Raw genomic sequence first — 24,666 nt, forward strand, 5'->3', positions numbered from 1 at the left:
TTTATGGTTTGTGTTAAGTTTTTTTCACGCAGATTTTGCAGATTAAGCAGATTTTTTTTAATTAATTTGATCTGTGGTTATATGTTTTCTATGTGTTGAATTTTTTCACGCAGATTTAAAAAGATTTAAGCAGATTTTTTAATCAATTTAATCTGCTCGATCTGCAAAATCTGCGTGAAACAAAAACATTTAAGGAAATACCAAAGAAAACGAAGTACCTTTTCCCAATTCAGAATCTACTATTAAATGAATATTATGAAGTTTAAGAATCTGCATCGTGATAAAAAGCCCTAATCCTTGTCCCTGAATATGGCGCGTATTATCGCTTCTAAAAAAGAGATCGAAGATAGATTCTTTATCAGTATCTGAAATTCCGGGACCCTGATCTGTAATTTTAATGACAAGTTTGTTTTCGTTCGAAAGTGCAAAAATTGCAACCGGAGCAGGAGAGGAGAATTTAATAGCATTATCTAATATATTATATAAGGCTATAAAAAGCATGTGTTTATTGGCATAAATAGAAAGTAAATCTTCGTGATCTGCAATGGCATTCAAATTGAAAGAAACCTTAGATTCCGGATATTCAATGGCTTTTTTCTCGAGAACATTCCATAATATCTCATCGATTCTGATGGTTTCCATTTGTTGAGGTTCTGAAAGTTCAAGACCTGATAAAACCAAAAGACCTTCGAGAGTTGCTTTAAGATGTAAGGTATCTTTACGGAGCGATTTTAGAATTTCTTCATATTGTGCGTTTGTTCTGGGTTGTTGCAGCGATACATCGATATCTCCTATAATAATAGTGAGAGGCGTTTTTAATTCGTGCGAAGCATTTTTTAGGAAATTATTCTGAATCATGATGCCGCTTTCTAATCTTTCCAGAAGATAATTAAAAGTGGTAACCAATTCTTTAATTTCATCTTTTCCACTCGTTTGCGGTACTTCTAATCTTGAATGAAGATTCTCGGTTGTGATGGTATTTACTTTTGCGATAACTTCTGTAAAAGGACGGAAAGTTTGTTTGGCCAGGAATGTTCCTAAAAGATAATTTAAAGGAATTCCTGCCAGATAAAATAAAACAAACATCAGGCCAAGCATTTCTAGTTGATGATTACCGGCATGATCAATTCCGGAAACTACAATTATAAAATTTCCCTGATTATCTTTATAAAAAATCGAAACAAATTGTCGATCACCACGTGTAAAAGTTTGTAGTTTTTCTTTTTCAATATTTTTCAGGTCTTTATTACTTAAAGTAAAATCGATATTATCGTTTATAAAAAGTTTATTGGTTCTGGCATCATAAACCCGAATCGATTCGTTGTTGATACGTTTGTACTGAAGTTCAATTTGTTTGTAACGTTCGCTGTTGAGTTCTTTTATCTCATCTTTTTCAAAATAAAAAAGTGCCGTTGTCATCGCGTGATCTTCCAGATTATCAAAGTAAAGGTCCTTCATGTGACTTCTAAACAAAAGGAAAGATCCGGCCATAAGAAGCCCGGTTATAAAAGCAAAAAGCAAAGTAGAATTTACAGCTAATTTATTCTTTAGATTCATAACTCTTTTGTTTGAGCATATATCCTGTTCCTTTTACAGTATGAATGAGCGGAGTAGGGAAGTTTTTGTCTATTTTATTTCTCAAATAATTAATATAAACGTCTACGGTATTTGATGTCGTATCAAAATCGATGTTCCAAACGGCTTGCGCGATTGCAATTCGGGATAAGGCTTTCTCGCGGTTTTTCATAAAAAAAATCAAAAGCTTTAATTCTCTTGATGAAAGATTCAGTTCTTTGCCGTCTCTTGTAGCGCTTTGTTCTTTCATATTTATTTCGACTCCGGCATACGACTGAAAATCGAGAATTCCGGTACTGAATTCGGCACGACGAAGCTGCGCATTAATTCGCGCCAGTAATTCTTCAAACAAAAAAGGTTTAGCCAGATAATCATCGGCTCCGGCTTGTAAACCTTTTACTTTTTCGTGCGGAGTGTCCAGCGCGCTCAGAATAAGGATTGGAACAATTATTTTCCGGCTTCTTAAAACTTCGCAAACTTCAAATCCTGTTATGTCCGGAAGCATGATGTCGAGAATAATAATATTATACTCGTTCTCCATAACTTCTTTTATAGCATCAAAACCTTTGGTAATTGTTTTGACTTCATATAAATGTTCCTCAAGTCCTCGCGTAATAAACGAAGCAACTCTTGGATCATCTTCAACTAATAATACTTTATTCATAACCGATTATAATTGGGTTGTTTAATATCAAAATTAAGTAATGCAATAATCATTAGTATTTTTTATAGCACTTACTTTTTTACCGTTTAATTCTAAAAGTGTATTCTCTATTACTTGCGACATGGTATCCAAAGCGAGATCGTTAGGTTGCAGCCCAAACGGATTTTCTAATTCATCGGCAATGGCTTCTAATGCGACAAAAGTATACGCTATAAAAACGATTATAAAAGGAGTAATCCAGCCCATTGTTTCTACAAAACCAAAAGACAACAAAAAGCAATAACTGTAAACTGTTCTGTGCAATAATACACTATAAGTATAAGGAATTGGAGTGCTGGCAATTCTTTCGCATCCACCCACAATATCCGAAAGTTTGTTTAGGTTTTCTTCAAAAGCCAGTTGGGTAATGCTGTCTATTTTATTTTCGGCTTTGGCATTTTTTACCCAGAGACCTAATTCTCTTAAAATAATAACAGGTTTATATTGTATCTCTTTAAGTTGTTCAGTGAAATCTTTTGGAAGTAATCGGTTCAAATCTTCAGTTGCGTCAGTTTCTCTAAGCTGATGTTTTAAGCTATATACAAAAGCGATCAGTAAATTGGTAAAGTTTTCACGTTTGATATCGTATGTGGGGTCATTAATAAGTGTGATACTTTGTCGCGCAAGAGATCGTGTATCATTGAGTAAAGCGCCCCAAAGTTTTCTGCCTTCCCAAAATCGGTCATAACTTACGCTGTTTCTAAAACCAAGAAAAATAGCAAGCGCAATCCCGAAAAGTGTAAAAATAGCAGGATTAACATGTAAATTATACTGTATTAGATAAGGTTTAAAATAGACTACTAAAAATGAAAATAGTAATAAAAGTAAAAGCCTCGGAAGAAGTTGTGGTAAAACGGAACCTTTCCATTCAAATAGCATTTTGAACCAGGTATTCTTTTTTTTAATAATCATTTGTGGCGATCAAATTTGTTGCTATAAAAGTAAGTAAAAAGTAGAATCTCCTGCAAAAAATCAGTGAAGATAAAAGTGCGTGCTTATTTGTTGGGTTAATAAAACAACAACTACGTAAAATTTTAGTCTAAAAAGACGAGGTTTCTTAACAATTAAAATCAGTTCATTTTACATTCAAAAAATCAAAAATAAGTGAGATAAATAAATGTCTGGCGATTTGTAGATTTTTTTTGATAGGCAAGTATTACAAAAAAAATCACGAATATTTCAAGCTTTAATTTTTAGAAAAAGGATTGTTTGTAAAAATGGCAGAATTCAAAAATAAATCACATATTATTGATAAAAATGTTAAAATATAGCCTTGTTTTTTGATATTCTGCAAATAGAGGTAAAGATTGAAATAATTTTTAAAAATAAATTGATAGATGTGGAAATTATTTAGATTTGCATGAAACGGCTTTTGTAGCGGGTTTGTTTTGAAAATGGAAAATAAAGAAAGTGATATCAACCTGTGGAAACAAATTAAAAAAGGAGATGCACATGCTTATCATAAATTGTATGATAGCTATGCAGATTTACTTTTTAGTTTCGGAATGCAGTATACCAATGATGAAGCTTTGGTACAAGATGCCATCCATGATATTTTTGTAGAATTGCACCGTTATCGTAAAACGCTTTCAGAGGATGTAATCATTAAATCCTATCTATTCAGATCTGTTCAGAATAATATTTTCAAAAAATTAAAATCTCAAAGTAAAGTAGTTCGGCTTGATGCTGTTTCAGATAGTATTTATAAAACAGATTCAACTGAAGAAGAACTTATTTACAACGAAACCATTTTTACAAAACACGCCAATTTAGCTTTGGCCATTACTTCACTAACGGCAAAACAACGTCATGCTTTGCAACTTCGATTTAGTGAAGATCAATCTTATGAAGAAATTTCTTCTACTTTAGAAATTAGTCTGGAATCCTGCAGAACCTTAATTTACAGGGCTTTGAAGGAATTGAGGAAGAAACTTTAATAAAACTTTAAAAAAAGATTAAATTTTTTGTCTATGTTTTTGCTTTTTGTTTCTCTTAGTAAATAGAGAATCTAAAAAGAAAAATATTTTGTACCCAAATTTCAAAATTTTATCAAAAGAAGCCAAATCAGATTTAAAGGCTAGAATTGAAAATAGTATCGCTTATGAAAAGCAGCGTGCCAGAAAAAAAAGGCTTCGCACACTTTCGTGGAGTGTTGCTGCTATATTCTGCCTTTGTTTAGGAATTACGGTTGTCTTTAAACAAGAAGAAAAAACAATTAGCCCAATTGAGCAGTTTGCAAAAGAAAATACAGGTGAAACAGTTGTAGAGAAAAGCGGTAACGTTAGATTAGTGCTGGCAGGACAAGAAACGATCAATATTGCAGATAGCAGTACAATTGCCTATAATTCATCTGGAAGTAAAATAAGTGTAGACAATAAACAATTTGCTCAAAAAAATTCGCTCGAACCACAATTTAATACCGTTTTGGTTCCGTACGGAAAAAGAGCACATCTTAGTTTAGCCGATGGAACTTTGGTTTGGTTAAACTCAGGATCAAAATTAATTTATCCAACAGCTTTTAACACAAAAAACAGAGAAGTATTTCTTGAAGGCGAAGGGATTTTTGATGTGGCGCATAATACAGCAAAACCGTTTTTTGTGAGGGCAGCTAATAATTATAGCGTTCGCGTGTTAGGAACTTTATTTAATGTGAGTTCTTATGCAGGAGATGCTAAAGTTTCTACAGCTTTATTACGCGGAAAAGTACGTGTAGCGTATGCTAAAAAAGGCTTTTTTGGCGGAGATACTATTCAAACAGATCTTAAACCGGGAATGATTGCAGCACTGGACAAAAAACACCAGACGATACAAACGACTACAGAAGATGTGAGCACAATATTCTCCTGGAGAAAAGGATATTATGAATTTTCTAAACAAAAATTACCATTGGTTTTAGAAAAGCTTACGAGATATTACAATGTCACTTTTGTGATGAATAAAACGACGAACCAAAATGAAACGTATTCAGGAGCTTTTACCCTGAATGATGATTTAGATAAAGTCGTAAAAACACTTGAAGCAACAACTGGTTTTGAATTTGTTTATGATGCAGCGACCAGAAAAATTACTATTAACTAAATAAATAATTATAAACTAAGAATTGCCTATGAGGAAATGAAAACATGACAAAATAAACTAGTAAAAACTAACCAAAAAAAAACCAAAAGATGCTCTAACATCTCTTGGCTTATGTAAAATTTTAATTGCAAATGCAATTATCGATAAACTAAAACAAAATTATGAATAAAAATCATGATATAGGCTTTCTATTGCCTAAAAAAATCATCAATCTTACTTTTATTTTATTTATGAGAGTATTCATTTTAGTTCTCTACTTAGGATTAACCAGTATCTACGCAAATGTTGCGAAAGCGCAAAATGAAATCTCTGTAAAAGTACAGGGCGCTTCACTACAAACGCTTTTTAGCACCATTCAGCAAAAGAGTGACTATGTGTTTTTTTACAATGATGATTTGATGTCGTCTACCAAAAAGATAAATTTAAATCAATACGGAACTGTTGAGCAAATTCTAAATACTGCTTTGTCTAATACAGGTTTAACCTATACCATTATAGACAAACAAATTGTTATTAAGAAAACTAAACAAGTACAGCAAGAACAATATGACCTTACCGGAATTGTTACCGATAAAAACGGAAATCCATTAGTGGGAGTAAACGTTTTATTAGTAAGTAATAAAAGCAACTGGGATATTACTCGCGAAAAAGGTGATTTTAGAATTCGTGTAACTGCAACAGACTCGATTCGTTTAGACTATTTGGGTTACGAATCGAGAATAATTGCCATAAAAAATCAAAAATTTATAAAAGCAGTCTTAACGCAAGATGTAATGGAATTGACAGGAGTAGAGGTTGTGGCTACAAACGGATATACCGATATTCCTAAAGAAAGAATTACAGGAGCAATTGAAGTGATGAGCGCAAAAGAAATTGCTAAAGTTCCTACAGTAGATATTAATTCCCGCTTAGAAGGAAAAATCGCTGGAGTTATGGTTGATCCAAGAACGGGGAACATAAGTATTCGGGGAACAACCAGTTACAGCAGCAACTCTAAACCGCTTGTTGTTATTGATGGTTTTCCACAGTCTGTAGATGATTTTGCTTTTAGCAGAAGAGGAGTGCCCGGAGCATCTATATTAAGTTTCTTAAATCCTGATGATATCGAAACCATCACTGTTCTTAAAGACGCGGCTGCAGCTTCTATCTGGGGTTCAAGAGCAGCAAACGGAGTAATTGTGGTAACAACCAAAAAGGGCAAGAAATCAGATGAACCTACTGTTAGTTTCAGCACAGCAACTACGTTTGGAGAAAAAATAGATTTATCTAAATTAAGAGTAATGAATACGGCACAATACGTAGATTATGAAAAAGATCTTGTAAATGGCGGATTTGTTATTGATAATATATCTAACTGGCAGGCAGCAAATCCTAGTGCGGCTCAGGAAATTATGTTTAGAGAAAAAAGAGGACAAATATCTGTTGCAGAAAGAGATCAAATGCTGAATTCACTATCTCAAAGAGGTAATTTAGGTCAGATTAATAAATATTTGCTACAAAATTCACTTACAAAACAATATGATTTTTCTGTTTCCGGAGGAAATGATAAAAGCACGTATTATTTAGGGTTAGGCTACAACACAGATGATGCTGCGATGAAGGCAAATAACTCTAAATCGATGAATGTAACATTAAACAATTCATTCAAATTAAAGAGTTTTTTAAGATTTGAAACTGGAATTAATTATTTATCATCAAAATATCAAACCAATGTAACTGCAAACGAAGCACTGTCAAATGTTTCTACTTCTGCATTAAGACCATATGATATGCTGACAGATGAAAACGGAAACAGTCTTGATTATTACATTAAATTCAGACCAGAAGTTATACAAGGATTTGATAATAAGGGGTATCTTCCATGGACTTATAATTTTATAGATCAACTCGATTATTCGAATGTTAGAACAAATGGCGAAAATCTAAGATTAAATGCAAGATTAGTGGCAACAATTACGCCTTGGTTAAACGTTGAAGCTTCGGGAATGTATACCTCTATCCTTAGCAAAACCAGAACGCTTAACGAATTAGAAAGCTATTATGTTAGAAACATGATTAACGAAGCCACTTCTATTTCAAACGGCAAATTGGTTCATGGAATTCCTGTTGGTGCGAATTTAAGCGATTCAAATCAAAAAAATGAATCGCAGAGTATGCGTTTTCAAATGAACATAAACAAGTCGTTTGACGAAAATAATAATTTAAATTTTTTGGCTGGTGCCGAAGTTAGAGAAGAACGCAGAGAAGGTACTTCACAAACAAGATATGGTTATGATACTGATACCAATTCAAACGTTTCTGTAAATCCAACTCAATATTATACTACAGTTTACGACTGGACAACTTACATAGGGAATTTTGATAATAGTATCAGTAAATACAGAGACCGTTATTTGTCTTACTATGCATTGGGTTCTTATGATTTCAAAAACAGATATCATTTGTCAGGAAGTCTTCGTTTCGATGATTATAACCTGCTTGGAGCTTCCAGAAAAAACAGAGCGTTGCCATTGTGGTCAGTTGGAGTAAGATGGGATATTAATAAAGAAAATTTCTTAAAAGATGTAAGCTGGTTAAGTAACTTATCAACTCGTGTAACTTATGGTGTAGCGGGAAGTGCACCGGCAGGAGGTTACGGAAGTCAAAATGCTATTATTGGTTTAGGAGGTATCGATTTTTATACGCAACTGCCTACCGCAACTATATCACTACCAGAAAATCCATATATCAAATGGGAAACTACTGCTACTTTTAATGTTGGTTTAGATTACGGGCTTTTCGACAACAGACTTCGCGGTAATATAGATGTTTACTATAAAAAAACAGACGACATTATAACTAGTCTTCCTTTTAATCCAACTTATGGCTGGGCATTTTTAAAATACAATGCAGGAACCCTCGATGGAAATGGTGTAGACTTAGGATTAAGCGGTACAATTTTCAATGGAAAATTTAAGTGGAATAGTACTTTTAATATTGCTTACACAAATAATGAAGTTACCGATTCCAGATTTAAGGCAGTAGCTGCAAATCAGCTCTTTGGGAGCTCACCACTTGTTGGCATGAACGTAAGTTATTTGTATGCTTACAGATGGGCAGGATTAGATGCAAACGGACAATCTACAATTTATGCTAAAGATGGCAGTATAATCGATTCTTCTAAAGGAATTAATACCATAAACAAAGACGACCTAAAATATATGGGAACTACGGTTGCTCCTTATTTCGGCGGATTTATGAACGATTTCTCCTTTAAAAATTTCAGTTTAGGAGTTCAGATTACCTATTTTATGGGAGCTGTCTTCAGAGATCAGCAAATGCAAAATTATCCTACTTACAGCGGTGCACAATATGGTGCAGTGGCTAAAGATAAAATTATTGCAGATCGCTGGAGACAACCGGGAGACGAAAATTTTACCAATGTTCCTGGGTTGGCAAACATCAGCTACAATAGCTTAAATCGTTTTCAAAATGCTGATATAAACGTTTTATCAGCCGATAATATTCGTTTACAGCAGATTTCATTAGGTTACACGGTACCAAATGAATGGTTACAAAAAACCTTTTTCAAAGCATTAAGTTTCAATTTTGCAGCAAGAAATCTCGGGTTATTATGGGTAAGAAATGATAGAGGAATAGATCCGCAATATCTTTCTAATAATAATTATAATACTCTTGCACCACAGCGTACTTATACATTACAATTTAATTGCAGCTTTTAATCAAAAAAGAACTTATTATGAAATTTTTAAAAATCACACTATATATTATTCTACCATTATTGCTGCTTAATTCCTGCAGAGATTATGTTGAAGTTGAACCTGTAGGTAACAATAGAATTTTAAAATATACCTCTGATTACAGAGCATTGGCAAATGCTTATAATACATATAGCGCTTCTGGAGGAATGTACCTCCTGGCAGATGCCGATGTAGAATTTCCGACGGCTTTTCAAGCTCGTGTGTCAACAATATGGGCCAACAGTTATACCTGGAAATCCAGAATTTTTGATGAATCTCAAGGAGACTCGGACTGGATTAATCTATACCAGACTATTTATTACAATAATGCCATTATTAAAGGTGTAATGAAAAGTGAGAAAGGAACCGAAGCAGAGAAAAAACAAATTTATGCTGAAGCCTTTGTTCATAGAGCTTTTGCTTATTTACAGCTGGTAAATATTTATGGGCCGCAATTTGATCCCACTACCTCAAATGCTGAAAAATCGGTACCGCTTTTACTTACACCAGAATTATTCTCTTCATTAGAAAGAAGTTCTGTTGATGTTATTTACAAACAAATTCTTTCTGATTTGCAAAGTGCTCTGGCCAACGATCTTGTTGACACGCCGGATTTTAATGTGCTTCCGTCAAAGAAAGCCGTTTATGGCATTTTAGCCAGAACTTATTTGTATATGGGACAGTATCAGTTGAGTTTGGATAATGCAGAAAAAGCATTAAGCATGCAAAAAGAATTGATTGATTTAAACACTTTTGCTACAGCTTACAGCTATCCTGTATTAGTTAGTAATCCTGAAATCATTTTTTCTAAGACATTGCTTAATGGTTATAATGGTGCACCATTGGCACAAGATTTATTAAACAGTTTCAGTAGTGATGATTTACGTTACAATTATTATACAATTCTGGGTAATGTTTTTAATCCATCGCATACAGGCAGAGCTTTTGGAATTGCTACTTATAGCCCTACAAACGGAATCAACATTGGAGTTTCTGTTCCTGAAATGTATTTAACTGCAGCAGAATGTTATGCCAGATTAGGGCAGCCGCAAAAAGCCGTTGATTATTTAAATATTTTAAGAGCTAAACGATACAAAACAGGTTCTGTTTACCAGGTAAACGCGACTACAAATGCAGAAGCTTTAAATCTTGTTTTGACAGAAAGACAAAAAGAATTCATTGGTAGAGGATTTCGCTGGTTTGATCAACGTCGTTTAAACTTAGATCCAAATTTACAAAAAACATATACAAGGGTTTTCAAAAACGAAAACTTTACGCTAACACCTAACAGTGCTGGATATGTATTCCCAATCCATCAAAATTATATTGATTTTAACCCAGAATTAGGGCAATAAACACAACTACAATGTTAAAAAAAATAATGAATATCAAATTTTTGGTATTGGCTATATGTGCCTTTACCATACACGCAACAAGTCAGGAAACTAAGTCAAGATTAACCGGAATGGTAGATGTGCCAATTCCGGGATTAACGATGAATATGACCTATGATGCAAAAGGCGGACCTTTAGAAAATATCAAGGAAATCAACGGTTATGCCTATGTTTTTAACGATTACACATGGGAAATCGAAGATCTTAAAATGAAGAAAAACGGCGCTGTCTGGAATGTAGAATACACCGTTCCTAAAAACTGTGGTTTTATGGCTTTCAAATTTTACGGTAATACGGATAATGGTGTAGTCACAGATACCGGACAAGACACAGGTTATCTTTTGGTTGTTTTTAAAGAGCCAAAAGTAAAAATGCCCGGAGCAGATTTGGCTTGGGCAACTTTTAGAAACAAAGATTTCAATTCGCAATTTGGCGGTTATTTTAAAGATTTTACGATAAACGGAGATGCAACTGAATATTGGTTGAAAAAAGAAGTAGCAGATCATGGCAACAATTTTCCAAAATTTATTGATACTTATATTAAAGTATTAAAGGTTCAGAAACCAGAGAAATTTGATGAATTAGGACATCGTTTTTTAGGAGATTTTGTAAAGAAAATGAACGGTCAGCCCGAAGAAGTTTTCTTAAAAGTGCAGAATTTATATAAGTTTGAATTAAAAGATAATGTAAAAGCAGATTCTCTTGAAACGGTTATTCAAAAACAGTTTCCAAAAGGTGCTTTTATGCGTTTTAAAGCCTATCAAAAAATTATGCCAATTGCAGATACTGCAGAAAGAAACAAAGTGATCACTCAATTTTTGGCTGATTTTCCGTACACGACAGATGTACCGGATTCTCAAAAGTATTTCTATGATAACATTGTAAAAATGCAGTTTGGATATTATTTTGAAAGCAAAGATTACAAAAGTATATTGGCTTTAATTCCAAACATGAATTTTGCTAATTTGAATGATGCATACCATCAGAATATTTCTAAAGCTTTGTATATTAAATCTGTTGAACCACAAGTTATAGAAACTATGGCAGTGCCAATGATTAAATTAATGCAGCAAAAAGTAAACGACTTCTCCTATATGCAGGGAATTTACTGGTCGCCCAATCAGGCAAACGAAAATGCAGAAAACCGATTGAACGATCAGTTAGTAATCCAGATTCGTATGTACGATATTTTGAAAAAGCACAAGGAAGTATTAGAAACTTTTGAGCTGCTGCCATTTAAAAAACGTTACGAAAAAGCAAGTGTTAATGATATTCACATAAATGCATTAGAAGCCCTAAACAAGCCAATTATCGAAGTGTTGAAGAATGCTGCAAGAGCAAATGCTTTATCAGAAACAGCAACGGTAAAATTGAAAGAAGCTTATGTAAAAGAAGGAAAAAAAGAAACTGATTTTCCTGCTTATCTCGAAAAGCTTAAGAAAGAAAATAGCTCAGAAGAAAAAATTGCCCTGATGAATCCTGTTCCTGCTCCGGCGATTAAAGTGCAGAGTGCAGACGGAAAAGCAAAACAACTGGATCTGAACAGCGGAAAAATTATCGTAATCGATTTTTGGGCAACCTGGTGCGGACCTTGTAAAAAAGCGTTTCCAGCTATGCAGCAATTGGTAACGAACTTTAAAGAAGACAAACAAGTTGAAGTTTATTTTATCAGTACACAGGAAAATAAAGAAGGATATAAAAAAGAAGCATTGGCTTACCTGAAAGAAAAAGGATTAAAACTGGATACATATTTTGATCTAATGAAAAAAGGAGGCGGAACCAATAACGAATCATTTTCTAAATACGCAGCTATCTTTAAATCAAGCGGGATTCCGAGAAAAGTAGTAATCAAAAACGGCCAGATTCGTTTTACATCCGAAGGATATTCAGGAAATCCGGGTCAGCTTGTAGATGAACTTACCGCAGTTATTAATGCTTTAAAGAATGAAAAATAGACTTTCAAAACCTTACAGAGTTATGAAAAAAATAATTTTACTGTGTATACTCGGTTTGAGTATACACAGTTTATCTGCACAAAAAAAAGCTGTCGACGAATCTGCTTATCAAACTTGGAAAAGAATTAACAGCAAATCTTTATCCTATAATGGTAAATGGTTATCGTACAGCACGGTACTTCAGGATGAAGAAAAAGAAAACAAAAAGCAAATCATTATTCAGGAATCTCCAAAAGGAAAACGTCTTGTATTTGATGATGTCAGCGATTTAAAATTCATAGGCAAAAAAGACTGGATTCAGTACGTTAAAAAAGACAGTACACTTTTGCAGAATTTAAAAACCGGGGTAAAAAAACTTTGGAAAACCAAACATTACACCAGTGTACTTGACGGAACCGATTTTTTATATTATTCCCGTCCGGAAGCTGCAAAGGGAGATTTTTTTCTCCAAAGCGTGGTTTTTTATAATTTAGAAAGCAACGATAGTATTTCTTTAAACAACATAAAATCGTCTCGTTTTTTAAAGAATAACTCGATTGTATATGTGCAAATTGAAAAAGACAAAGTATATCTAAAACACGGAATTCCCGGTGGTAAACAGCAAACGGTTTACAGCGGAAAAGCAGCTGATTTTGGCGATTTTCAATTAAATGTAAAAGAAAACGGCGGTACTTTTACTCTAAAAGGTACCAACAGCACCGATTTCAACATGGTGTATTATTTTAATCTGATTACTAATTCGACAAAAGTATTGTTCAATTATGATGACATTACGTTAAACGATCCTGATTTTTCAATTTCAAAAACGGCTTACGGATTAAATGAAGACAGCAATTTTATTCCATTATTAGTGAACTCTAATAAACGTCAGGGAAATACTCAGATAGCCAAATCAAATATTGAAATCTGGAGATCCAATCAGGGAAGTATGGAGCGCAGACAGGAAATGCTGCGAAATTCAAAAACACTTCCCAGCGAAGCAAAGTTTTTGTATGATATCAAAAACAATAAAGTTATTAAAGTAGCTTCAACTGGCGAATTTGATCAGGTAATATTCCCGGAATCGGGTGATTTTAAAGGTGTTTTTGCCATCGATAAAAAGCCGTATACGGTAGAAGTAGACTGGACTTTTAATGAGCGTAACGATATATTCTGGATTGATGCTTCGACAGGAAAATCTACAAAAATACTAACAGGAGTTTTTGGAAGTCCGTCCTCAAATCCACAAGGAACTTTTGCTGTTTTATATGATGAAAAACAAAAATCATGGATGGTTTTTGACAGTGACACAATGCAGTTTAAAAACATAAGTTCGCAAATTCCTTTCCCTGTTTTTGATGAGAATGTAGACATGGCATCTGCCAATACAGCTTATGGAATCGCAGGCTGGCTAAACAACGGAAATACAGTTGTTCTCTATGATCAGTTTGATTTGTGGGCAGTTGATCTTACCAATCAGAAAAAGGCTTATTCTATAACTCAGGGTTACGGAAGAAAAAACAATATAGAACTTCGTTATAACGAAAATGGTTTTATTGGCGATTTAGATCATAGAAAATCAATTTCTTTTATAGGTTTTGATGTAGTACATAAATCTAAAGGAGTGTATAAATTAACCAATAACAATTCGATAACAAAGGTATTTGCAAATCAGGATTATAATGTAAAAATTGAAACTGTTTCCGGAGATGATTCAAGTGTTTTATTTAGCAAAGAGAGTTATACCATTTTTCCGGATTTATGGTGGGGAACGGCTAGTTTTGGATCTCAGCAAAAAATGACCGATGTAAATCCGCAGCAAAAAGAATATGCATGGGGAACTTCAAAAGTATTAACCTGGAAAAGCTTTAGCGGAAAAGAAAATCAGGGAAATCTTTATCTTCCTGATAATTACGACAGCAAGAAAACATATCCGGTAATTGTTCATTTTTATGAAAAACATACCGAGGATTTTAATGCTTATCAACTGCCGGAAGTGAGTACTTCAAACATCAATATTCCATCTTATGTAAGCAGAGGTTATATCGTTTTTCAGCCAGACGTTCATTATACGTATGGCGATCCTGGAAACAGTGTTTACAACGATGTAATAAGTGGTGTTGAGTATTTAATTTCAAAAGGAATTACCGAAAAAGGTAAAATTGGTATTCAGGGACATAGTTTTGGCGGTTACGAAACTTCTTTTTTAGTTACTAAATCAGATGTTTTTAGTTGTGCGATTATAGGTTCTGGAGTAAGCAATTTCACATCGAATTATCCGGTTATGAGATCAAACGGAATTTCGACGATGTTTAAGTACGAAGCAGACCAATACCGAATGAGCAGTTCTTTATACGATAATTTAGAAGGATATATCAAAAATTCACCTCTTTTTTCGGTTAAAAATATCAAAACTCCTGTACTTATTTTTCACAATGATAACGACCGCGCAGTTCCTTATCAGGAAGGACAATCTTTGTTTTTTGCACTTCGTCGTTTAGGAAAACCTGCTTTGCTTGTAAATTACAAAAAGGAAGGTCATACGCTGGAAGATGCGGCAAACAAAATAGACTGGACTCTCAAAATGCAGCAATATTTTGATTACTACCTAAAAGGTGCAGTAAAACCAGACTGGATGTAATATAAATCATTGAAGAATTTCAACTTTGTCAAAGTGTTCAACTTTGACAAAGTTTCGATTACGCATAATTTTAAAACACATAGAAACATAGATTTACATTTAGAAATGAATAAAAAGTATATCAAAAGAAACTAGTTTCTCACACATAGCTATGTGTATTAATGTAAGTGAAACGCCTTTTGTTAAGTATCTATAAGCTATGTTTCTATGTGTTTAAAAAAAACTGTTATTTGAAGACTTCAACAGGAATTTTTAAATCAACAACAGGAACTGCTTACACCATTTTCAAACAAAAAAATCAATCAAAAAGAACATTCAATAGCAACAAAAATGAAAAAAAAAATATTTCTCGCGCACTTTCTACTTTTGGGTTTAACCCAAATGTCAGCGCAATTTAAAACTACAATTCCGTTACGAAAAGATGTGGTACACGGGACTTTACCCAACGGAATGCAATATTTTGTTTTGCACAACGAATGGCCAAAAGACAGAGCTGATTTTTATTTTGTTCAGAATGTAGGAGCCATTTTAGAAGACGACAATCAAAACGGATTAGCGCACTTCCTTGAGCATATGGCTTTTAACGGAACAGAGCATTTTAAAGGAAAAGGAATCATCAATATGCTCGCCAAAGAAGGTGTTACTTTTGGCCGCGATATTAATGCCTATACGGCTCATGACGAAACTGTTTACAACATTAGTAATGTGCCGGTTAAAAATAAGGTTTTATTGGATTCCTGTTTATACGTTTTACACGACTGGTCAGGATTTTTATCTTTAAAAGATGCTGAAATTGATGCCGAAAGAGGCGTAATTCATGAAGAATGGCGTACGAGACGAAATGCCGATTTAAGAATTGGATCACAGCTGGAACCTGTCATTTACAACAACTCTAAATATGCAAAAAGAGATGTTCTGGGTGACATGGATCTTATTCAAAATTTCAAATACAAACAATTAAGGGATTATTACAAAAAGTGGTATTTACCTAATCATCAGGCAGTAATTATTGTGGGAGATATTGATCCTGCAAAAATAGAACAGCAGGTAAAAAAAATAATGGGAACGATTCCAATGCCTTCAAATCCTGCAGAACGCACTTATGAAAGCATTCCGGATAATGATCAATTATTGTATAAACTCGCAGTCGACAAAGAAGCTCAGAAAACCTCTATTTCATTAAATTTTAAAAAGAAAAAACCGCTGGTTCAGGATATATCTGAGTATGAAAACAGCATAACAGAACAGCTGGCTTTGCAGATGATGAATAATCGTTTTAGGGAATACACGGTAAACAATGAAACGGCACTATTAGGCGCAGGTCTAAACTATTCTGGTTTAACACGATTAACTTCTTTTTTTACTTTATCAATAAATCCTAAAAACGGAAAATTATTAGAAGCTTTTGAGCAGGCTTATACAGAATATGAGCGTGCAATTCAAAATGGTTTTACAAAAGAAGAACTGGATCGCGTAAAAGAAAACATGCGCAATGGTTATGAAAATCAGCTAAAAAATAAAGACAAAATCAGCAATGAAAACTGGGCTTCGCAATTACAGAATTATTTTTTAGAAGCCTCTCCTGTAATGAGTTTAGAAGACGAAACAGCGTTTGTAAAAGAAGCTTTGGATAAAGTAAATATTGAGCAGGTAAATAAGGTTTTTAGAGCGCTTCCAACAGAAAAAAATCAAGTTTTAACCGTTTCGGGGCCAGAAAAAGAAGGAGTTAAATATCCGTCAGAAACTGATTATACAACGATCATTAAAAAGATAAAAGAACAAAAATTAGAACCTTATACAGAAACAATTGCTAAGGCTGATTTGGTTACAGATAAATTGACAATTAAACCAATTTCTAAAAAGTTTGAAATTAAGGGAATAAAAGAGGCGAAAGGCTATGTGTTGGAAAATGGTGCAAAAGTTATTATTTATCCAACGACCTTATCGCAGGATCAGATTTTATTTTCTGCTTTTAGTCCGGGTGGTGTTTCATTACTTTCAAAAAATGAGCTGCCATCATCACAAATTGCCGCTGTTTTAGCCAAAAATTCGGGATTAGCAGATTTTAAAGTAACCGATTTACAAAAACAGCTTTCCGGAAAAACAGTAAAAGTAAGCCCGTTTATTGGTGAACATTACGAAGGTTTCAGCGGAAGCGCCGTACAAAAAGATTTTGAAACACTGTTACAGCTGACTTATTTGTATTTTAAAAATCCAAGATTCGAAACTCAGGCATATAAGCGAATTATCGATTATTATAGCAATGCACTCGAAAATGTAAACGACAACAACAGCAAAATATTTGGAGACACTATTGCTTTGTTAGACAGCAATCACAGCGAGCGTACTTTTCTTTTAGACAAAGAAAATCTTAAAGAATTAAAATTTGATGATGCTTCTAAAATATACAAAGAACGTATCTCAAATGCTTCAGATTTTACTTTTGTTTTTGTTGGAAATGTTACAGAAAAAGATCTTGAAGTCATAAATAAATACTTCGGAAATCTGTCAGGAAATCAAACTCAGGAAAAATTTATTGATCATAAAACAGGAACTGCAAAAGGATTTTCTAAAGAAAAACTGATTCGTGAAATGAGTGTTCCTAAAACTAGTATTTATGTGCATCTGGAGAATAAAAAAGTTGCTTTTTCAGACAAAAATCAAATTATGGCGTATATGCTTTCTCAATTATTAGATAAACGATATTTAGATAAAATCAGAGAAGACGAAGGCGGAAGCTATGGCGTTCAGACACAGAGTTCGTTGTCTAAAAATCCTTCTCCGGTTTTTTCTCTTCGCGTAAGCTTTGATTGTAACCCGGAAAAAGATACCAAACTGCTTCAAATTGTATATGATGAACTGGACAATATTGTAAAAAATAATGTTTCAGAGAAAGATTTATCAGATATAAAACAAGATTTGATAAAAAGCAATCAGCAAAATATTAAATCAAACTCCTATTGGATGAACATCATTGTAGATCAGTTAAAAACCAATGATAAATTTGTAAGTAGTGCTGATTATGAAAAGCTTATCAAAAGTATCTCAATAAATGACATTAAAAAATACGCAGGCGAGGTAGTGCTAAATGCTGATAAAGTAGAAGTTGTTATGCGTCCTAAAACAGATCAAAATACAGAGAAATAGTATTTTATTAATCTAAGAACGGCAATTCTTTACCCTAATTTTAATAGTCTTTTAGAATTTTTTTGAATTAGTAAGTATTTTATTAAGGACTAGAAAGAGCTGTTTGCCGACAGCTCTTTTGAATTTTATAAAAAAGTCTGGTAATTAAAAAAGGTCTCATGAGGCCTTTTTTAATTACCGGACTTTTAATTTAGAAGACCAAATCGATAACTGAAAAATGTTTATATTTGAAAGGCAAGATTGCTATTTATTGCAATTTCGATTCATTAACTACAATTATCATATGAAGCTATTCTACACTAAAGCAATACTTTTTTTAGCGATTTTAACCTTTTTTTCCTGCGAAACCAAAAAACAAAAACCGGAATCAAAACCGTACAAGGCAGGTGTAATTTTATCTTTTGATGATGCTTATGTAGACGAATGGTACGAGGCCGATCAGGCTTTGAAAAAATACGGATGGAAAGCTACTTTTAATGTTTGCAGAATAGATTCTATTGGAAAACCTCAGATTAAAAAACTTCTTCAACTGCAAAAAGAAGGACACGAAATTGCAGCTCATGGCTATCATCATTACAATGCCGTAAAATTTGTTAACCAAGACGGAATCGATGCTTATATGAAGCAGGAAATAGATCCTATGATTATTTCTATGAAAAGGTTAGGTTTTAATGTTACGACATTCGCGTATCCGTACGGAGAAAGATCTGATGCTCTTGATAAAGCTTTATCTAACGATTATAAAATTATAAGAGGAAGAGCTTTTGGAGGTGAAGCTCCTGAGAAACAAGACAGTTTTTTTCGCAACTCAAAAATTGTATTTGCTTTTGATATCGATAACAGTCACATTCATTTTAGTATTCCGTATGTTCTGGAATTGTTAGATTATGCCAAAAAACACAATAAAATTTTGCTTTTATGCGGCCACAAACCCGTAAAAAATGTAACCGAAAACTATCAGACAAAAATCGAAACCTTAGAATTCATTTGTAAATACATGAAGCTTAACGACCTTAAGTTTTATAAAACATCTGATCTGGATGATTTACTGCCTGAATAATAATTGCTATAGTTTGTCCTTTCAATTTCTATAATAAAACCATTATTTTCAGGAACTAATCCCGCACCAGATCCTGAAAGTGCAAATGAGTAAGCAATTCGTTGCAAACGAAGTTTACTGAACTCTGAAATAAAAGAAAAACTAAGCAAACTCATTTGGCTCATTCCGCAGCGATTTGTATACCGTCAATTATATGTATGTGATACTGTTTAGAGCCATTAGAAGAGCCATTAAAGAAGAAAGTCAGAGTATGGGCGTATTAACCCGAACCGGAAATGTTGGATCATTAGACTAACTTATTTATTATTTTATTTTTCTAATGAGTTAAATTATGGGTAAATTATATAAAATAAGAAGAATTTTAATTGTAAAAAGAGTGTTTATTTTGTAGAATAAGTTCTACAAGTAGTTTCATAATGTTCTACATGATCTTAATGCTGAGCAGATTACTTTTGCAACTTATTAAAAAAATAAAAACAAATTTATATCCAAAAAATCAATAAAAGTATGTAAATTGTTTCAAACATATTTAATCAATTAAAAGACTCCCCAAATCTTTTTAAATATTTGTTGTCGTTATATTTAGTGTTGATTTAGCAAGGACTAAGCTTTGCTGTTTTTATTCGCGGCGGGTTTATTTTAAACTAAAAAGAACTTTTTACAGACAGTAGGACTTAATTAGTTTATTCTAATTGAAGTGTTAAAAAAATATTTATTCAAAATTGTAGTACATCATTCATGATAATACTTCTGATACCTAATTAAAACAATTGTATGAGTAATAGATGTATTCTTTGCTCCTTATTTTTTTATCATTTTAAAAGTATAAATTTTGATTAAAAAGCATTTATTGAATAATACATTTAGTTTGCTGAAACTAAAATTCAAACAAAGAAAAATAATCCACTATAGCTTAATAACCTGTGTCATTTTTTTACAATTAATTATTGTAATTATTTGGTACAATGAATCTTCAAATGAATCCCAGATGTCTAAAACTTTGGATTCTATGAATTCTATCAATAAAATATCACATTTTACAGGTAAGATCAATAGCTCGTTTATCGATTCTCAAAAGAATTTCAGTAATTATAAAACCTATAAAGACCAGATTTCTTTAGATAAATACAATGCTTCCTTAAACGAAATAAGCCGTCTGGTGGATAGTTTGAGTTTGCTTACTAAGGGCAATCAGGAGTTTATGAAGATCTTGAAAGAAAAGTATCAGTCAGAAAATACGATTTTATCTTTAGAATCAGATATTGATTCTATTATCGAAACCCAGCTTAATCCGGCAAAAAACAATGTTTCAAAATCATTCAAACTCAATAAATTTCAGTACAAAAAGATTTTAGACAGTATAAAAACCGATTCTTATATCAAAGTTGACAGTGTTTCAAAAAAAGGATTATTTACCAGACTGGGTGATGCCTTAGCCGGAAAAATGGACGTGCAGAAAGAACAGCTGAAGATCACAGTTACCATGAAATACAATGATAAAGTTGTGTCCGGAAGTATCGAAGATCAGTTTGCCAATATGTTTAATACGACAAATAAATATTACGAAAACCAATTTAAAAATCTAAAAAACTCGTTTGCAAGTTTAAGAGATCAGGATTCGAAACTAACAGAACTAAATAATAAATTACTGAATTTAGAGGCAGAAATAATGCCTCATTATAACAAATCCCTAAATGTTCTTCAGGGCAATACCCAAAAAGAATTATTAGATCGATACAATGCCAATAAAGCAGCCAGAAGCTATACTATAATAATTTTGATAATATTGATGTTTGTGATATCGATCGTACTTTTTAGTTTTACCAGAATGGCATTTCAGTACGAAAAAAGATTAACAACCGCTCAGATAAAAATCCGCGAAAGCCTGAATTTCAAGAATAGGATTATGGGTATGGTGAGCCATGAAATCAGATCGCCTCTAAGTATTATTTCTATTTATAGTAAAATGATCAGCTCGTCGATAAAAGATCCTGAAATCAAAGAAACGTTTAAATCGATTCAGTTCACGACCAATTCGTTGCTCCTTTTAGCCAACCAGATTTTAGAATATTCTAAAGATGAAAATTATTCGCCAAAACTAAACAGCAAAAACTTTCATTTAAAAGAAGAAATCAATCAGATCATTTATTCGATGACTTCATTGGTAGAAAGCAAAGGAAATAAAATAGAGGTAAAATCTAATTTAGTTTCAGATTTTGAAGTGTATTCTGATGCGACCAAAATACATCAGCTTTTTTATAACATTATAGGAAATGCCAATAAGTTTACAAAAAACGGATTAATACTCATTGCCATGAATGTTGAAAATAACTCAGGCAAACAAATGAATTTAAAAGTCGAAATTCAGGACAACGGAATTGGTATTGCAGAGAATGACTTAAAAAACATTTTCGAGCTTTATTATCAGGGAACGGTTTCCGGAAAAGTAAATGATCTGGGCGTAGGATTAGGGCTTAATTTGTGCAAAGAAATAGTAGAGCTATTTGGCGGGAAAATTAGCGTTGAAAGCCAGGAAAGCAAAGGAACAAAGATTATGTTTAATCTGATTTTAAGTTTGGTTTAAAGTAAAAAAACTAGTTGTTTTTGTATTTTATAATCTTAATAAAATAATAAAGAGTTAGAGAAAAAGAGTTGTAATAATTTTAATTTATGAAAATGAAATCACCATCCAACAACTATACTTTTTTAGTTGCCGATGACCACAGCGTGGTAAGGCAGGGAGTTTCTCTGATTATTAAAGAGTTGTTTTTGAATGCCATAATTTACAAAGCAGGAAATTTTAAAGAAACATTTGATATCCTGAAAGAAGGAAAAGTAGATTTACTCATATTAGATGTCAATTTTCCAGACGGGAATAGTATTAATGTAATAGCAGAAATTAAGGCAATACAGCCTGATATCAAAATTTTAATATTTTCGGCTTATGACGAAAATATTTATGCCATGAGGTATTTGAATGCCGGCGCTTCGGGGTATCTGAATAAAGAAACTACCGAGGATGAAATGAAAAATGCCATTAATACCATGATGTTATCCGGTAAATACATTACTCAAAATATCAAAGACAAGATTTTAGATTCTTATATTTCAAAGAAGCCTACAAATCCTTTAGATCTGTTATCGAATAGAGAAATCGAAGTCGCGCAGTTATTAATAAAAGGTTATGGAAATTTAGAAATACTAGAACTTTTAAACCTTAAAAAAACAACTGTAAGCACTTACAAAAACAGGATTTTCGAAAAATTAGAAATAGATAATCTGGCCGATTTAATTAAGTTTTTTCAGCTTTACTATGATGAATAACCAGATTTTACATTATCTGATATGAAATCAGGTCTTTTACAAAATTTTACACTACAAAACAGGAATCTATGGTTCCTGTTTTTTTTTGACTAAAACTCCCTGAATTTATATGTTTTTTCTGTAGAAATCATTCTACATAAAGGCGTTCATTATTCTATAAAGTATCGATTTTATTGATAGTATTTTTGTAATGTCAGGAAGAAATAGCAAATGAGAAGTTTAAAAATCCTGACATAAGAATAATCTTTTTGTTGCCCCAGACGGCTTTTGTTTGTGTTTTTGGATTTTATGCAATGCAGGTCAATTTTATTTTTAGAAAGTGGCCGTCTGATCAACAAATAATTGTTTTTGTATTAAAAAAAAAATAGAATTTAAGATTATAGAAGGTTTAAAGGAGAGAGAATATATGCCGGATTGAGATTTTATTAATGTAAGTTTAGTAAAAAAGTTAAAGAAATCTCTCCTTTAATTATTTCTGTGGTGTTTGAGATATTAAGGAATGTTATTTTAAAAAATAAGAGTATGGAATTTGATTTTTATAAAACAAAAAAGAATAAAAGTACTAATGTTTTGAAATCTAAACTGTTTGATGAGATTAGCGATGCTTTTTTTGTGTTCACGATTTCAGTACATGATGATTATAAGATGCCATTTATAAGCGATTCGGCTTATGATATGTTTGAAATTTTGCCTGATGATATGTTTACCAATACTATACTTTCGGTTCATAGCAGAATTCATCAGGAAGATAAAAATTTAGTAAAACAGTCTTTGATTGATGCTATTAAAAAAGGAAAAAAATGGGATGTAATTTTTAGGGCACAATTGCCTGATAAAGGATTATGTTGGCTAAAAGTTACCACAAAAAGAGAGGTAAATAATGATGGCAGTGTCGAATTATACGGACGAATAACAGATATTACAGACCTAAAAGATCAGGAATTAAAACTTAAAATTTCAGAAGAGCGATTCAAGTTCGCCTTAGAAACTTCGACTTCAGGTTTTTGGGATTGGGATATAAAGGCAAATGCAGTTTATTATTCGCCGCAGTCTCTTAAAATATTAGAATTAGATGTTGTAAACAATGTTGATGCTCCCGAACGTTGGGCTGAAATTGTACATCCTGATGATCTCGAAAAATATTATAAAGTGATTTATGATCATTTTGATGAAAAAACGCCTTTTTATGAAAATTTTCATCGTGTACTTACATCCAAAGAAAAATACAAATGGATTTTGAGCAGAGGAAAAGTTATAGAACGTGATGCAAACGGAAACCCATTAAAAGTAATAGGAACCCATACTGATGTTTCGTCTCAAAAAGAAAAAGAGTTGGAACTAATGAAAAAAATGGAATTCTACAGTGAAAAAAACAACAGATTACTCAACTTTTCGCATATCGTATCTCATAATTTAAACTCGCACGCAGGAAATTTTAAATTGCTTCTGGACATGATAGATTTAGAAGAAAATTTTGCCGAAAAACGCGAAACAATGAAATACCTGCGAACAGTTTCTAACGATCTCAACAAGACTATTGAAGATTTATCGCAAATAGTCAATATTCAGAATAATGCTGAAATTGCGGTAGAACCACTGAATTTGAATGCTTATTTAAGCAGGGTTCTTAATATTGTTAATGCTTATAGTTACAGAAATAATGCGACGATTATAAATAATATTCCGGCTGAAGCAACGATAAATTTTAATCCCGCTTATCTCGAAAGTGTCTTGCAGAACTTGTGTACAAACGCAATAAAATATGCTAATCCGGATAAGTTTTTAATCATCGAATTTAATTTCTTTCTTGAAAACGAGAAGAAAGTATTGACAATAAAAGACAACGGATTAGGGATTGATCTCGAGAAATACGGGCATTTGCTCTTTGGGATGTATAAAACATTTCATAAACACGAAAAAGCAAATGGAATAGGTTTATATATCACAAAAAACCAGATTGAATCTATGAACGGTAGAGTTACAGTAGAGAGTCAGGTAGGAAAAGGAACCACATTTAAGATCATTTTTAATGATTAAATGTTGCGATGCTTTACAATTGAAATTTAATAC

The 24,666-nt window shown here is 32.7% G+C and carries 15 protein-coding genes; 11 read left to right on the top strand and 4 right to left on the bottom strand.

Annotated elements, in window-relative coordinates; all coding sequences use genetic code 11:
• Positions 1–189 precede the first annotated feature (189 nt).
• The 3 genes from LNP81_RS16770 to LNP81_RS16780 are packed head-to-tail and all read right to left on the bottom strand — an operon-like array spanning position 190 to position 3,190.
• Positions 190–1,557, bottom strand: coding sequence for a HAMP domain-containing sensor histidine kinase (locus LNP81_RS16770; RefSeq protein WP_230037791.1), 1,368 nt, complete (start codon positions 1,555–1,557; stop codon positions 190–192).
• Positions 1,541–2,239, bottom strand: coding sequence for a response regulator transcription factor (locus LNP81_RS16775; protein ID WP_230037793.1), 699 nt, complete (start codon positions 2,237–2,239; stop codon positions 1,541–1,543). The genes LNP81_RS16770 and LNP81_RS16775 overlap by 17 nt, the downstream gene beginning before the upstream one ends.
• Before the next feature lie 33 nt (positions 2,240–2,272).
• A complete protein-coding gene (locus LNP81_RS16780; protein WP_230037795.1) occupies positions 2,273–3,190 on the bottom strand; it encodes a bestrophin family protein in 918 nt (305 codons plus the stop codon).
• A 482-nt stretch (positions 3,191–3,672) separates the two neighbouring features.
• On the opposite strand from LNP81_RS16780, the gene LNP81_RS16785 reads away from it, so the two are divergent.
• The 8 genes from LNP81_RS16785 to LNP81_RS16820 all read left to right on the top strand — a co-directional run bounded on the left by LNP81_RS16785 (position 3,673) and on the right by LNP81_RS16820 (position 19,272).
• Positions 3,673–4,215, top strand: a complete 543-nt coding sequence (locus LNP81_RS16785) for an RNA polymerase sigma factor (RefSeq protein WP_230037797.1) — start codon at positions 3,673–3,675, stop codon at positions 4,213–4,215.
• Positions 4,216–4,303: 88 nt separating this feature from the next.
• On the top strand, positions 4,304–5,356 hold the full coding sequence (locus tag LNP81_RS16790; RefSeq protein ID WP_230037799.1) for a FecR family protein: 1,053 nt from the start codon (positions 4,304–4,306) through the stop codon (positions 5,354–5,356).
• A 161-nt stretch (positions 5,357–5,517) separates the two neighbouring features.
• Positions 5,518–9,078, top strand: a complete 3,561-nt coding sequence (locus LNP81_RS16795; protein ID WP_230037801.1) for a SusC/RagA family TonB-linked outer membrane protein — start codon at positions 5,518–5,520, stop codon at positions 9,076–9,078.
• A gap of 17 nt (positions 9,079–9,095) precedes the next feature.
• Entirely contained in the window at positions 9,096–10,451 is a 1,356-nt protein-coding gene (locus tag LNP81_RS16800; RefSeq protein ID WP_230037803.1) for a RagB/SusD family nutrient uptake outer membrane protein, read from the top strand.
• 26 nt (positions 10,452–10,477) lie between these two features.
• Positions 10,478–12,445: a TlpA family protein disulfide reductase gene (locus LNP81_RS16805; protein ID WP_230037805.1), complete on the top strand. Its 1,968-nt coding sequence runs from the start codon at positions 10,478–10,480 to the stop codon at positions 12,443–12,445.
• Between the two features lie 22 nt (positions 12,446–12,467).
• Positions 12,468–15,065: an alpha/beta hydrolase family protein gene (locus LNP81_RS16810; protein ID WP_230037807.1), complete on the top strand. Its 2,598-nt coding sequence runs from the start codon at positions 12,468–12,470 to the stop codon at positions 15,063–15,065.
• A 330-nt stretch (positions 15,066–15,395) separates the two neighbouring features.
• Entirely contained in the window at positions 15,396–18,212 is a 2,817-nt protein-coding gene (locus LNP81_RS16815) for a M16 family metallopeptidase (RefSeq protein WP_230037809.1), read from the top strand.
• Positions 18,213–18,495: 283 nt separating this feature from the next.
• On the top strand, positions 18,496–19,272 hold the full coding sequence (locus tag LNP81_RS16820) for a polysaccharide deacetylase family protein (RefSeq protein ID WP_230037811.1): 777 nt from the start codon (positions 18,496–18,498) through the stop codon (positions 19,270–19,272).
• Here LNP81_RS16820 and LNP81_RS16825 read toward each other — a convergent pair.
• Entirely contained in the window at positions 19,233–19,436 is a 204-nt protein-coding gene (locus tag LNP81_RS16825; protein ID WP_230037818.1) for a hypothetical protein, read from the bottom strand. The genes LNP81_RS16820 and LNP81_RS16825 overlap by 40 nt on opposite strands.
• A gap of 845 nt (positions 19,437–20,281) precedes the next feature.
• On the opposite strand from LNP81_RS16825, the gene LNP81_RS16830 reads away from it, so the two are divergent.
• The 3 genes from LNP81_RS16830 to LNP81_RS16840 all read left to right on the top strand — a co-directional run bounded on the left by LNP81_RS16830 (position 20,282) and on the right by LNP81_RS16840 (position 24,633).
• Positions 20,282–21,856 carry a sensor histidine kinase gene (locus LNP81_RS16830; RefSeq protein ID WP_230037820.1) on the top strand — a complete coding sequence of 525 codons (1,575 nt, stop codon included), beginning with the start codon at positions 20,282–20,284 and terminating at the stop codon, positions 21,854–21,856.
• Positions 21,857–21,942: 86 nt separating this feature from the next.
• Positions 21,943–22,596 carry a response regulator transcription factor gene (locus tag LNP81_RS16835; RefSeq protein ID WP_230037822.1) on the top strand — a complete coding sequence of 218 codons (654 nt, stop codon included), beginning with the start codon at positions 21,943–21,945 and terminating at the stop codon, positions 22,594–22,596.
• A gap of 522 nt (positions 22,597–23,118) precedes the next feature.
• Positions 23,119–24,633 carry a PAS domain-containing sensor histidine kinase gene (locus LNP81_RS16840; protein ID WP_230037824.1) on the top strand — a complete coding sequence of 505 codons (1,515 nt, stop codon included), beginning with the start codon at positions 23,119–23,121 and terminating at the stop codon, positions 24,631–24,633.
• Positions 24,634–24,666 lie beyond the last annotated feature (33 nt).

Source organism: Flavobacterium piscisymbiosum, assembly GCF_020905295.1.
Lineage (GTDB): Bacteria > Bacteroidota > Bacteroidia > Flavobacteriales > Flavobacteriaceae > Flavobacterium > Flavobacterium piscisymbiosum.

Coding starts and splice junctions, on each gene's coding strand:
- LNP81_RS16770 (WP_230037791.1), bottom strand. CDS start 1,557: ATGAATCTAAAGAATAAATTAGCTGTAAATTCTACTTTGCTTTTTGCT.
- LNP81_RS16785 (WP_230037797.1), top strand. CDS start 3,673: ATGGAAAATAAAGAAAGTGATATCAACCTGTGGAAACAAATTAAAAAA.
- LNP81_RS16835 (WP_230037822.1), top strand. CDS start 21,943: ATGAAAATGAAATCACCATCCAACAACTATACTTTTTTAGTTGCCGAT.
- LNP81_RS16780 (WP_230037795.1), bottom strand. CDS start 3,190: ATGATTATTAAAAAAAAGAATACCTGGTTCAAAATGCTATTTGAATGG.
- LNP81_RS16805 (WP_230037805.1), top strand. CDS start 10,478: ATGAATATCAAATTTTTGGTATTGGCTATATGTGCCTTTACCATACAC.
- LNP81_RS16820 (WP_230037811.1), top strand. CDS start 18,496: ATGAAGCTATTCTACACTAAAGCAATACTTTTTTTAGCGATTTTAACC.
- LNP81_RS16795 (WP_230037801.1), top strand. CDS start 5,518: ATGAATAAAAATCATGATATAGGCTTTCTATTGCCTAAAAAAATCATC.
- LNP81_RS16825 (WP_230037818.1), bottom strand. CDS start 19,436: ATGAGCCAAATGAGTTTGCTTAGTTTTTCTTTTATTTCAGAGTTCAGT.
- LNP81_RS16810 (WP_230037807.1), top strand. CDS start 12,468: ATGAAAAAAATAATTTTACTGTGTATACTCGGTTTGAGTATACACAGT.
- LNP81_RS16775 (WP_230037793.1), bottom strand. CDS start 2,239: ATGAATAAAGTATTATTAGTTGAAGATGATCCAAGAGTTGCTTCGTTT.
- LNP81_RS16800 (WP_230037803.1), top strand. CDS start 9,096: ATGAAATTTTTAAAAATCACACTATATATTATTCTACCATTATTGCTG.
- LNP81_RS16840 (WP_230037824.1), top strand. CDS start 23,119: ATGGAATTTGATTTTTATAAAACAAAAAAGAATAAAAGTACTAATGTT.
- LNP81_RS16815 (WP_230037809.1), top strand. CDS start 15,396: ATGAAAAAAAAAATATTTCTCGCGCACTTTCTACTTTTGGGTTTAACC.
- LNP81_RS16830 (WP_230037820.1), top strand. CDS start 20,282: ATGAATTCTATCAATAAAATATCACATTTTACAGGTAAGATCAATAGC.